We start from the raw sequence: 12,319 nt of genomic DNA, 5'->3' as shown, positions 1-12,319 counted from the left end.
TCTAATTTTTTAGTACAATATTCTTAGCTTAATGGTGGTAATAATCTGCTTAAGCTCCTTTAATAATTTATCGTCGTATCCTTTACTTATGTCAGTTATAACATAGCCTATATTTCCCTTTGTCATTAAAAATTGAGCTACAATGTTAATGTGGTGTTCGGCAAAAACATTATTGATTTGAGCCATGATTCCAGGTACATTTTGATGGATATGAATTAAACGATGCGCCTGGTGCATTCTTGGGAGTTGCATGTTAGGGAAATTTCTACTCATAGCTGTATCACCCTTATTAATGAAATCAGCCATTCTTTTCGGTATAAATTCTCCACTGCGCTTTTTACCTTTCTTATCGTCAAAAATTACAATACCCATTTCATTGCATAGGTCACGATTTATGACTCCTTTGCTATTTCCCAAATAGCCAATTGTCTTTAGCTTTTCAGCTTGTTTTAATTGCTCATTGTTTACACTTATACCATTTGCAATCAATAACATTCCAACATCTTTCAGGTATTTCTCTTCTAGTGTTTCTTTATGGCGAATAGAAAAACCGTCCCTTCTAAGCAAGTGCACCGAAATCTCAGGAACATCTCCAACGATTAAACATAGTATCCTATTCTTTGGATAGGAAATGGCTCTTGGTAGATGATTTACATATAAAAATTCATCTAAACTTGGCGTGATGTGATCTGCTTTTTCTGAGACTGATTTGCGTTCAATATTTTCGGTAAATGCGTAAAATTTCTCAATTAATCCAGATTCTTTCAACTGAAAATCAGAATAACCGTCACCTATTCCGTAAATAGTCCCATCAAGATCCATGGTTTTTAAAAGTTTTACTTTTCCACCTTCATCCGAAAGAGGATTTGACTCATCATAGCCAATGATATTTCCCGCTGGATCAAAAAGAAACGTGTTGGCATAAATGTTTTCTGTTTTTATGCCATATGGGGTTACTACAGGGGTTATGAATTCTTTAAAGCCACCTGAAACGATTAACACGTCCTCGTTATGGGCTTTAAGAAAATCTCTATTACGTGAAAAAGAGGAGGAAACTTTTTTCTTTAAAATCGCTATTAATTTATCTAAATGGGACTTATTAGCTTGAAGAAGTTTAACGCGGCCGGCTAAACTTTCGCGAAAGGAGATGTTCCCTTCCATTGCTGCGTTGGTGAGTCTTTCTATTTCGTTATAGATAAGTTCTCTTGCAGGGTGATGTTCAAGAGAGATTCGGGCTAATTCATCAAGCGCTTCAACTTGTGTAAAGGTACTGTCGAAATCAATGATGTAGTAATGCTTCATTTTTTGCTTTTATTAAATGCTTAATGTTCAGATTTTGCGGAATTTCCTTTTTTGACGTTGTTTTATATATGTTCGCATATTTCTTTTAAAGTCTTATCTAAGGGTTTGTATGTAAAGTTCAACCGTTCCCTAAATTTTGTATTCGAAAAAGCTTGTTTCATTAAAGATGAATGCGCGGTATCTCTCGTTAATCCAGGTTTTTTTCCGGTAAACCATGACATGACTTTAGCTGCTCGCCACGCAATGCCTAACATAGGTCGTGTAGCATTTTTACTTGGTGCGGGAATACCCATATAATTAGCGCATATGGAGAAAAGCTCTCGATAACCCATGTTTGTGTTGCTAATAATAAAACGTTCCGCTTGAATATCTTCTTTTTCCATTAGTACAATGGCAGCTCTTGCAACATCGTCTACATCGACAAGGCCGACGCTACCTGTCGTATAATAACGAAGTCCGTCTTTTAATAGTTTAAAAATAGCACCAGTGCTTTCATGTCCTGCCTGCTGCCCGATGATGAGCGATGGATTAACAATAACGGCATTTAATCCTTCGACAATACCTCTCCAAACCTCCATTTCGGCTTCATATTTGGAAATAGAATAGCCATGCTGCGTACCGTCAAATTCCCAGATATCATTTTCATCTGCTTCGGCTGTTCCCGGCTTCGGGCCTCCGATGGCGGCTACTGAGCTTATATGAAGTAAGCGGGCATTATGTTGTATACAAAGATTTACAATATGAGCCGTACCTTCGGCATTTACTTTTAAGAGCGCTTTTTTTTCAGAAGGTTCAAAAGAAACAAGAGCAGCGCCATGGTATACTTTTGTCACTCCCTCAAAGGCATCTTTTAATTCAAAGAAATTATTAATATCAGCCGTTACCCATTGTATATGATGATGATTGGCAATGTCGGCGGGAATGAAAGAGGAGTCGCGCTTAGTTGCCCGTAGCTGATGCCCGCGAGCAAGTAATTGCCTTATAAGCGTCGAACCCAAAAAACCTGTTCCGCCAGTAACTAATATCACTTCTTATTTTATGCTAGATTGATCATTAATACTTTCAAAAGTAAGTTAATAAATGGATATTTGCACAAACTTTAATTAAAAATACAACAGTTCAATTCCGATTAGATGTCATTAGTTGATTTTTTTGCTCCCGTAGATATTCAGAAATTTATTCCCGCTAAAGGTTTTTATACCAGTCAGCTTGGAACACATATACAAGTTTTTACAGATGAATTTCCAGATCATGAGAAAGAGCAGTTTGATTTAGTAATTATAGGCGTGATGGAAGATCGAAATGCTGTAGATAATCAGGGTTGTTCCTTGGCACCGGATTATGTGAGGGAGAAACTGTATAGTTTGCACAAAGGAGATTACGCGATAAAGATTGCAGACTTCGGTAATATCAAAGCTGGTAATACCGCAAAGGACACTTATGTGGCAGTAAAAACTGTTGTAGAGGAATTAATAAAAAAAAATATAATTCCCGTAATAATTGGGGGAGGACAGGATGTCACGTACGCTCAATTCCAAGGATATGAAAAATTGGAACAGAAGGTCGATATTGTGGTAATTGACTCTCACCTTGATTTAGATGAAGAAGTTGATGATGATAATGAGGTGAACTCTCAAACCTATTTGACAAAGATCATGCTTCATCAGCCAAATTTTTTGTTTAATTATAGTAATATCGGCTATCAAACCTATTACGTAAGCCAAGACAGCTTAAAAGCGATGGATAAATTGTACTTCGATTCTTATCGGCTGGGATTATTTGCCAGACATACAGATCAGGCGGAACCCGTAATCCGAAATGCAGATATGCTCAGCTTTGATATAGGTGCTATTCGATCTACTGATGCCTGTGGAAACGGAAATGCCTCACCAAACGGCTTTTATGGAGAAGAGGCTTGTCAACTATCTAGGTATGCCGGAATGAGTGATAAATTAAGCTCTATTGGGTTTTATGAATTCAATCCGGCATTTGACCAAAATGGCCAAACGGCCACCTTACTCGCTCAAATGTTATGGTATTTTGTCGATGGATTTTATAATCGGAAGAAGGATTTTCCATTACAGCCTAAATCTTCTTATGTGACTTATCGTGCATCATTAAACGATGATAGCTACGAACTCATATTCATTAAAAGTAAAAAAACAGATCGCTGGTGGATGCAAGTACCTTATCCTAATACAAAATCAGTGAATGAACGCTTCCATTTGGTTCCGTGCAGATATGAAGATTATTTAATGGCTATTGAGGGCGAAATGCCAGATTTGTGGTGGCGAACCTTTCAAAAGCTTTCGTAGAAAAGTAGCAAGTATCAAGATATCATGTCGGTGAATCGTTGAGAGGTTAATTAGTTGAATGGTTAAATCGTTGAGTTGTTAAATCGTGGAGTAGTTAAGTTGTGATCCTTAGGTACGTACTTTGATACGAAAAACAATACTCACAACCCGCAACTAATATAGTCTTGCTACTAATAACCAATAACTAAAACTAATAACCCTCTTGGTGCAACCATTCCAGTGCGTGGTCAAACCATTTATCATCGGTTGTTTTATTGTTCAACCCAAAGCCGTGCCCACCTTGCGGGTAGGTTATAAGTTTTGAAGAAACTTTATTTTTCTGTAGCGCGTTATAAAACCGTTTACTGTTGGCAATAGGAACTGCTTTGTCATCTTCCGCGTGTACTAATAAAGTAGGAGGAGTGTCCTTGGTAATCTGTGTTTCATTAGAGAAATACTTTACCAAAGCCTCATCTGGTTGCTTGCCTAATAGATTATTTCTGGATCCTCCATGTGTAATCGTTGTATCCATACTTATAACAGGATACAATAATAACATGAAGTCGGGGCGTAGACTGGTGTTTTTTAGATTTTCAATTTTTATATCATTATAGTGAACACCAGCCGAAGAAGAAAGATGCCCACCAGCGGAGAAACCTATAATGCCTATCTTATTAGGTTTAATGTCATATGTTGTCGCATGCTCTCGTACAATTTTAAAAGCTTGTTGCACGTCTTGTAAAGGGCCAATACTTTTATCAGCCATAATTAAATCACTTGGTAGGCGGTATTTTAGAACAAATGCAGCAATGCCATTTTCTGCAAATTTTTTGGCAATCTCATCACCCTCGTGGCTCATCGCTAAAATAGCATAGCCTCCGCCTGGACATATAATGATGGCAGAACCCTTGCTTTTGCTTTTATCTGGCGCGTAATAACGCATAGTAGGTATACTCACGCCAGATATACGTTCCTTCCCATCCTGGCCGATTACACTTTCTTCTTTTAGTCTTACTTTTCCAGTCGTTGTATTGGGTATCCTTCCCTCTGGGTATATGGCCTTAAAATCGCCGCCTGTCTGGGCAAGTAATGACTGATATGCCATCGATAACATGATAATTAAAACAATTTTGAGGTTCATCATTTAAGAATTTTATTGATTAGTTATAGAGTTTTAAACGATTAGGTAATTATTTTTAAAATTAGTTTTCTCAGTTAATTCTTCCTATTTACCTTGATATTGCTTCTATTAAAGCCCTAAAGCATTCGCTAACAGATCTCGTCTGGCAATGTGTTCAAAGGATAATATATGGTATTCTTTCTCCAATAGATCATAAATTGATATTACTTTCGCCCAAAGATTTTTGCGCGTCAATCCATCGTCACTTAATCCGGCAAGTTCATCCAAAAATGCTGCCAGCATATTTAACTCTTCAGCTTTATATTGTTGCTCACGGAGCCTATCCGTGAATAAATCACCAGGCATATCAATCATTTCCTGTTCTGTTACGCCATAATAATGAGACAGCGTATAGTTGACATCTTCAAGCGCTTTTAACTCCTGATCTTCCAATATCAAGCGCTTAACCTTGGCTAAGGTATGGCTCAGTTGCTGCATTTGCGCAGTTAAAGAATCTCTTTTAAGCATATATTAGTTGTGAGTTATCAGTTGTTAGTTGCGAGTTGTAAGCATATTATTAGTTGTGAGTTGCCGGTTGCGAGTTGTGAGCATTAAAATCTTCATTTTAAGTCCTAAAATTACGAATCACTACTTAAAACTTGACGATTCAACAACTTCACTATTTAACTACTCCACTGATCATTGTTCATCACTCATCACTCACGATAATTCATAATTCATTGTTCATCACTTCTTTACGCCTACTACCAACTTCCACTAGATCCACCACCACCAAAACCTCCTCCACCGAAGCCGCCAAATCCCCCGCCGCCGCCGCCGAAACTCCCTCCACCGAAGCCTCCACCGCCTCTTTGGCCTCCACGTCCCAATCCGCTTCCAAGCAAAGTTAACCAGAATAAATCAGAACTACCACGGCCACCAATTACTTGCCCTCCGCCACCTTTGCCACCACCACCTCGAGAAATAAGGCTAATCACAACTGCAATGATAATAACGATGATAATTAAACTACCGGTGCCACTTCCACTCTTTCCTTTTTTCGGGTCTGCCTTAAATTCTCCTTTTGTGTAAGAAATAAGAGCATCTGTCGCTCTATTAATACCGCCATAATAGTCCCCAGCTCGAAAGGCCGGTGTAATAATTTGTCTGATGATTTGAAAAGCAATAGCATCTGGCACAGCGCCTTCAACACCATAACCGGTCTGTATCGTAACCTTTCTATCATTCTTGGCAACTAGCAGTAATATGCCATTGTCCTTCCCTTTACTACCGATACCCCATTGTTGTGCAAGTCGCACGCCATAATCTGCAATGTCGTAGTCTCCTACGGAGGTCATAATCACTACAGCAATCTGTGTAGAAGAGCTGTCGTCAAAAGCAACCAGTTTGTTTTCAAGGTTCTGGCGTTCCGAATCAGATAAAGTGCCTGTAAAATCGGTTACCAAGGTAGTTGAACGAGGGGGGAAGTCTTGCGCTTTTACGAATGTAGGCAATAAAAGAATAACGAAGGATAATAACAGTAGGCGAGTAGCTCTCATAGATACAGCTTATTTTTGGCGATTCATAAAAACAATGTCATTAGGCAATTCATTCACATCATCATGTGCCGAAGGAAATAATATTTTTAGTTTCTCTCCCGCGCATGTGATACCTGCAATAAGGCCATTAACGAGGTCACCAGATTTAAAATGAGCTAACATTTTTTCTTTTGTCGTGTCCCAGAAACCTTCTTCTACTTTATTGTTAATACCAGTATCGCCTATGATGGCAAATTTATGATCATCTACTGAAAGATAAACAAGCACTCCATTATGGAGATTCGTTTTATGCATACCTAATTTATTAAAGCAGCTAGCAGCCCTTTCCAAAACATCTTGCTCACAAGTACGTTCAATGCAAACGCGTATTTCGCCGGAGGTGTTTGCCTCAGCCAAGCCTATTGCATGTGAAATATGCTCCTGTTCTTCACTATTAAAAATATCCATTGTTTATCCTTTGTCTAAAATACAATACAATTGTTCCACAGCATAGAAGGGTAAATTAAATGACTGTGAATCCTTTCTAAAATTTTACTTCTGGCGCTTTATCAGCTCCCGCTTGCGATGTGAAATATCCCTTCGACTTGAAGCCAAAAATACCTGCCATCAGGTTATTTGGAAAAGAACGGATAGTAGAATTATATTGTTGAGTAGCTTCATTAAAACCTCTTCTAGAAACTGAAATACGATTCTCTGTACCTTCTAATTGTGCTTGTAAGCCTTGAAAGTTTTCAGTCGCCCGCAGCTCTGGATAATTTTCTGCCACAGCCATTAAACGACTTAAAGAACCTGTTAAAGCACCCTGCGCATCTTCAAATTTCTTAATGGCTTCAGGGGTTAAATTGGATGGGTCAATGTTAATGGAAGTAGCTTTAGCCCGGGCTTCTACAACATTGGTTAATGTTTGTTGCTCAAAATTGGCAGCGCCTTTTACCGTGTTTACAAGATTGGGAATAAGGTCTGCCCTTCGTTGATAGGCATTTTCTACCTCGGCCCATTTAGATTGAACATTTTCGTCTAATTTAACCATGCTGTTATACCCGCATGAGCTTAAAGAAAGTGTGGCAAACAAGCCAACTAATCCAAAAATAAATTTCTTAATCATTACTGTCTCTTTTAATATAGTTGATCAATTTAATACTTTGATAGCAAAATTTATACCTTTGTTACATCTCAGATAAAAACTGGGCAATACAATATGCAAAAAGAAATTGAAATAGCCATCATTCCGGAGAAAATTTCTGATGTGAATTTTATTTTAGAGGAATCGGCTAAAAACCTAAATATTTCAATATCAAGTATTAATTCGGTTAAAGTAAGAAAAAGGTCCATTGATGCACGTGGTAAAAAAGTCGTTTATCGCTTACGTGTTATTGTCTACATTGATGAGCTGCCAACAGCGGAATTGATGACTCGTTCTTATGCCAATGTTTCCGCGGCAGCGCCTGTACTTATTATTGGAGCCGGACCTGCGGGATTATTTGCGGCTTTACAATGTATCGAACAGGGTTTAAAACCGATTGTGCTGGAAAGAGGAAAAATGATTAAAGATAGGCGGCGTGACCTTGCCGTTCTTAATAAAGAAGGTAAAATCAATGCCGATTCTAATTACTGTTTTGGTGAAGGGGGAGCAGGAACGTATTCGGACGGCAAATTATATACAAGATCTAATAAACGGGGTGATGTACAAAAAGTACTACAGTTGCTCGTCGAGCACGGTGCAACAACCGAAATATTAATAGACGCTCGCCCTCATATCGGTACAAATAAGTTACCGCATATTATAGAAGCAATAAGAGAAAAAATAAAAACGTGTGGTGGAGAAATTCATTTTAACACGCGGGTTGCAGATATATCTGTTCAGTTTGGAAAAGTTTGCGGTGTGCAGCTAGCTTCGGGAGAAACGTTGGAAGCTAACCATATAGTGTTGGCAACAGGCCATTCTGCAAGAGATATTTTTGAACTTTTTCATAAGAAAAACTGGCTCGTGGAAGCGAAGCCATTTGCTTTAGGCGTTAGAATAGAACATCCGCAAGAAATAATTGATAGCGCTCAATATCATTGTGCGGTAAGAAGCGAGTTTTTACCTCCTGCATATTATAGCTTAGTAGAGCAAGTGAATGGAAGAGGGGTCTTCTCCTTCTGCATGTGCCCGGGGGGTATAATTGCTCCCTGTGCTACGGATGAGGGAGAAATTGTCGTAAATGGATGGTCGCCCTCCAAGAGAAACAATCCGTATGCCAATTCGGGAACGGTAGTTCAAGTAAATGTGGAAGACATTAAGGAAGCGACAGGAGATCCCTTCGCGCTATTGGATTTTCAGAAAAATATAGAGCGTTTAGCTTTTCAACTAGGTGGCGGACTTATGGTTGCTCCGGCACAGCGCATGGTTGACTTTGTGGAAGGTAAACTTTCATCTAATTTACCTGTTAACTCTTATAAACCGGGAGTGAAGTCGGTTGAAATGGGCGATGTATTACCCAACTTTGTGCATAAAGCACTGAAGGGCGCATTACCTATCTTCGGAAAAAAGATGGCTGGATATTATACAAACGAGGCTGTATTAGTTGGTGTTGAGTCAAGAACCTCATCTCCAATTCGGATCCCAAGAGATAAAGAAACTTTTCAACACCCCCAGATAATCGGGCTTTATCCTTGTGGTGAAGGAGCTGGTTACGCAGGCGGTATCGTTTCAGCAGCTATCGATGGCATGAACTGTGTTTTGCAAATTGGTAGACGTTGATAAGCGGTTAGGGTAGTTTGAGTGAGCGAGTGATGGATGGTTGGGTCGTTAAGTAGTGGAATCGTTAAATAGTTGAATGGTTAAATCGTCAGGTAGTTGAGGCGTGGAGTAGCTAAGTTGACTGGTTAAGTTGTCGAATCGTTTAATAGTTAAGTTGTTGAATCGTCAAGTTTTAAGTAGTGTTCATTAATTTTTGAGTCTGATTACTAATAACCAACAACTAATGCTGACAGTTCGCAACGAATATCTGCTCACAACTCGTAACTCACAACTCACAACTAATATAGTCTTGCTACTAACAGCGAATAACCAACAACTAGTAACGAATAACAAATAACCAACAACGAATAACTAATGACAGAAGCAATGAAAAAGACACTAATTCTTGGAGCTACTCCTAATCCAAGCCGTTATGCATATTTAGCTGCTCACCGTTTAACAGCTGCTGGACACGAAATTGTCAATATTGGTATAAAAAAGGGTGACGTGGCGGGTGTCCCAATTCAGCTGCCTTCTGAACCGTTACAAGACATCGATACGGTAACATTATACATTGGACCTAAATTGCAGGAACAGTATTACAGCTATCTTATGGATACCCATCCAAAACGTATCATATTTAATCCGGGTACCGAAAATGCGCAACTCGTTGCATTAGCAAAAGAGAAGGGCATAGACACGGTATATGCTTGTACCCTAGTTTTATTAAGTACCGGACAGTATTGATTAATTTTAAAGAGATTAATTTCATAAATTAGATGTAACGACAACCAATGAATAAACCATTAAATGAAGATAGATAAAAACGAAAATACGGAAAAAAGTATCGTAGATATCGCGAAAGCCTTAGGGGTTTCAGCGGCAACTGTTTCTAGAGCACTTAATGATAATCCGCGGATTAGTGAAGCCACCAGAAAACGCGTGAAAGAGAAGGCTATTGAACTTGGTTACCGACATAATAGCATGGCTTCATCTCTACGAAATAAAAAATCCAAGATTATTGGATTAATTGTGCCGCGTATTTCCATGTACTTTCATGCGGTCTTTATTACGGCATTGCAAAACAGACTACAGAACGAAGGGTATAGTCTTATGGTTTGTCAATCAAATGATTCGGTGGCTGTCGAACAAAAGTTAGCGAACACCTTATATTCGTCAAGAGTGGATGCCTTAGTGGTGTCTTTGGCACTCTATACAGAGAACTATGCTCATTTCGACGGATTTATTAATCGCGGAATTCCACTAATTTTCTATGACCGTGTTCCAACAAAGGATTATCCCGCCCATATTATACAAGGTGACGATTATCGTGGAGGCGTAATTGCCGGAAATCATCTAATTGAGATGGGATGCAGTAAAATCGCGTATATCTCCGGGCCATTAAGTTGTAGTATCTATAGAGAGCGCACAGAGGGATTAAAACATGTATTGAAAAAGGCGAAAGTGACATTGGCAAAAAAATGGTGTTTTTACCAAGAACTTACAGCAGAGAACGCATGGAACAGCTTAAGGCAAATATTTGCAGGCGACGAGGTGCCCGAAGCTATCTTTGCCTCAAATGATACCACTGCCGTTGCCGCCGTTGAATTTGCACGTGAGCAAGGAATAAAAATTCCCCAAGAACTGAAGATTATTGGATATTCTAATGACCCTCGTGCATCTATAATCTCTCCTCCTATTACCACCATTGATCAGCATCCAGACGAGATGGCACATCGTGTAGCGTATAAACTTTTGCACTTATTGAAAGATAAAAATGCAAGGGAACATGCCGAAACAAACCGTAAAGAAATAGTTCCTGTAACGATGGTGAGAAGGATGACAACATAGTCGGGTTTGTTATTAATTTATGCAATCGATTGTTTGATGTAATCGTTTGCATTTCATTTTTAAATAGCTTACTTTAGCCATTACAATAAGTAAGCTATCCCCCTCATCAAAAAAACCAAGTATTGATGTTTATATACATGATTGGTGGTTATCCTGCTTATTTGCCAAAGAAACCAACCATTAAGCACCATACAAATGAAACAATTCAATTTATTACTATTAGCATTCTTGCTGGTAACAAAAATTTCCGCTCAGGAAATTCAGATGCGAACCTTGATCGACGACAATTTTAACTTTGCAAAAGAACAATATAAGGTTTTGGCAAAGAATATTCCGTCGGATAAACTTCCTCAGTCATTTGATCCAAAAACTGGAAAAATTGATGCAAGAAATATCCAGTGGTGGTGTAGTGGTTTCTATCCCGGATCATTATGGCTAATTTATGAACAAACGAAAGATGAACAAATACATCAAGAGGCACTAAGGTCACTTAAGGTAATTGAAGCAAATAAAACGTTTACAGGTAATCATGATTTAGGTTTTATGATGTTCTGCAGTTATGGAAATGCCTACCGTATTACAAAAGAAAAATCTTACAAAGATATCATTTTTCAATCTGCCGAATCTTTATCTACCCGTTATCGCCCACGTATAAGCGCAATACAATCCTGGAACAAAAATAAATATTGGGAGTGTCCAGTAATCATTGATAACATGATGAATCTGGAGATGTTAAATTGGGTAAGCGACAATGGCGGGGATTCAAAATTTAAAGATATTGCCAAAACACATGCGAATACAACATTGAAAAACCATTTTAGAACAGATTATAGTTCCTATCACGTAGTAGATTATAATCCTGATAATGGTAGTGTTATTAGAAAAGCTACTTGGCAAGGAGCGGCTAACAGTTCTGCGTGGGCCAGAGGACAGGGTTGGGCCTTATATGGTTATACAATGATGTATCGTGATACTAAAGATAAAAAGTATTTGAAACAGGCAGAAGGTATTGCAAATTTTATATTAAATCATCCAAATTTACCAAAGGATAAAATACCTTATTGGGATTTCGATGCTCCTTTTATGCCATTTACAGTCCGTGATGCTTCTGCTGGAGCATTAATTGCCTCAGCGCTATTAGAGCTAGGTCAGTATGTAGAGGGAAATAAGAAGGAGTTTTACAGAAAAAATGCCGAACAAATGATCCGATCCTTAGCCAGCAGTGCGTATCGGTCTGATACGGGAGAAAATGGCGGATTCTTACTTGCTCATAGTACAGGAGCTCTACCGCTTAATTCAGAAATTGATATCCCTATTATTTATGCAGATTATTATTTTCTTGAAGCGCTGAAGCGCTATAAAGAGTGGTATTTATAATTTCCAAATTATCCATCAGATTTGCTTTATGAGCCTTTAAAAGGCATTTTTTAACTAACTAAAATGTAAACGTTTGCGCTTGTCTGTTAATAAA

The 12,319-nt window shown here is 38.5% G+C and carries 12 protein-coding genes; 5 read left to right on the top strand and 7 right to left on the bottom strand.

All coding sequences use genetic code 11. The features are described from left to right. Positions 1-9 precede the first annotated feature (9 nt). Positions 10-1,302: an HAD-IB family phosphatase gene (locus BMY50_RS17350; RefSeq protein ID WP_093326772.1), complete on the bottom strand. Its 1,293-nt coding sequence runs from the start codon at positions 1,300-1,302 to the stop codon at positions 10-12. Between the two features lie 62 nt (positions 1,303-1,364). Further along, complete coding sequence (locus BMY50_RS17345) at positions 1,365-2,330, bottom strand: NAD-dependent epimerase/dehydratase family protein (RefSeq protein WP_093326770.1); 966 nt, start codon at positions 2,328-2,330, stop codon at positions 1,365-1,367. 105 nt (positions 2,331-2,435) lie between these two features. On the opposite strand from BMY50_RS17345, the gene BMY50_RS17340 reads away from it, so the two are divergent. Continuing rightward, positions 2,436-3,617: a formimidoylglutamase gene (locus BMY50_RS17340; RefSeq protein ID WP_093326767.1), complete on the top strand. Its 1,182-nt coding sequence runs from the start codon at positions 2,436-2,438 to the stop codon at positions 3,615-3,617. A gap of 190 nt (positions 3,618-3,807) precedes the next feature. Here BMY50_RS17340 and BMY50_RS17335 read toward each other — a convergent pair whose 3' ends face one another. The 5 genes from BMY50_RS17335 to BMY50_RS17315 all read right to left on the bottom strand — a co-directional run bounded on the left by BMY50_RS17335 (position 3,808) and on the right by BMY50_RS17315 (position 7,380). Then, the gene (locus tag BMY50_RS17335) at positions 3,808-4,740 is read right to left on the bottom strand and encodes an alpha/beta hydrolase (protein WP_238383805.1); all 933 of its coding nucleotides are present in this window, start codon (positions 4,738-4,740) and stop codon (positions 3,808-3,810) included. Positions 4,741-4,845: 105 nt separating this feature from the next. Next, positions 4,846-5,244, bottom strand: a complete 399-nt coding sequence (locus tag BMY50_RS17330; RefSeq protein ID WP_093326763.1) for a hypothetical protein — start codon at positions 5,242-5,244, stop codon at positions 4,846-4,848. Positions 5,245-5,480: 236 nt separating this feature from the next. Next, positions 5,481-6,275: a TPM domain-containing protein gene (locus BMY50_RS17325; protein ID WP_093326761.1), complete on the bottom strand. Its 795-nt coding sequence runs from the start codon at positions 6,273-6,275 to the stop codon at positions 5,481-5,483. A 9-nt stretch (positions 6,276-6,284) separates the two neighbouring features. Continuing rightward, a complete protein-coding gene (locus tag BMY50_RS17320; protein ID WP_093326759.1) occupies positions 6,285-6,722 on the bottom strand; it encodes a TPM domain-containing protein in 438 nt (145 codons plus the stop codon). A 76-nt stretch (positions 6,723-6,798) separates the two neighbouring features. Beyond that, on the bottom strand, positions 6,799-7,380 hold the full coding sequence (locus BMY50_RS17315) for a LemA family protein (RefSeq protein ID WP_238383804.1): 582 nt from the start codon (positions 7,378-7,380) through the stop codon (positions 6,799-6,801). A gap of 93 nt (positions 7,381-7,473) precedes the next feature. Here BMY50_RS17315 and BMY50_RS17310 point away from each other — a divergent pair, with 93 nt between their 5' ends. From BMY50_RS17310 to BMY50_RS17295, 4 genes are all read left to right on the top strand, one after another. Further along, complete coding sequence (locus BMY50_RS17310; protein ID WP_093326757.1) at positions 7,474-9,018, top strand: NAD(P)/FAD-dependent oxidoreductase; 1,545 nt, start codon at positions 7,474-7,476, stop codon at positions 9,016-9,018. Between the two features lie 366 nt (positions 9,019-9,384). Continuing rightward, on the top strand, positions 9,385-9,744 hold the full coding sequence (locus BMY50_RS17305) for a CoA-binding protein (protein ID WP_093327089.1): 360 nt from the start codon (positions 9,385-9,387) through the stop codon (positions 9,742-9,744). 63 nt (positions 9,745-9,807) lie between these two features. Continuing rightward, the gene (locus tag BMY50_RS17300) at positions 9,808-10,848 is read left to right on the top strand and encodes a LacI family DNA-binding transcriptional regulator (protein WP_093326755.1); all 1,041 of its coding nucleotides are present in this window, start codon (positions 9,808-9,810) and stop codon (positions 10,846-10,848) included. Positions 10,849-11,043: 195 nt separating this feature from the next. Next, positions 11,044-12,225: a glycoside hydrolase family 88 protein gene (locus BMY50_RS17295; protein ID WP_202907875.1), complete on the top strand. Its 1,182-nt coding sequence runs from the start codon at positions 11,044-11,046 to the stop codon at positions 12,223-12,225. Positions 12,226-12,319: the final 94 nt, after the last annotated feature.

This window comes from Olivibacter domesticus (assembly GCF_900109575.1).
Lineage (GTDB): Bacteria > Bacteroidota > Bacteroidia > Sphingobacteriales > Sphingobacteriaceae > Olivibacter > Olivibacter domesticus.
The sequence above is the reverse complement of the archived record's forward strand: the minus strand, read 5'-3'. Positions and strand labels throughout refer to the sequence as shown.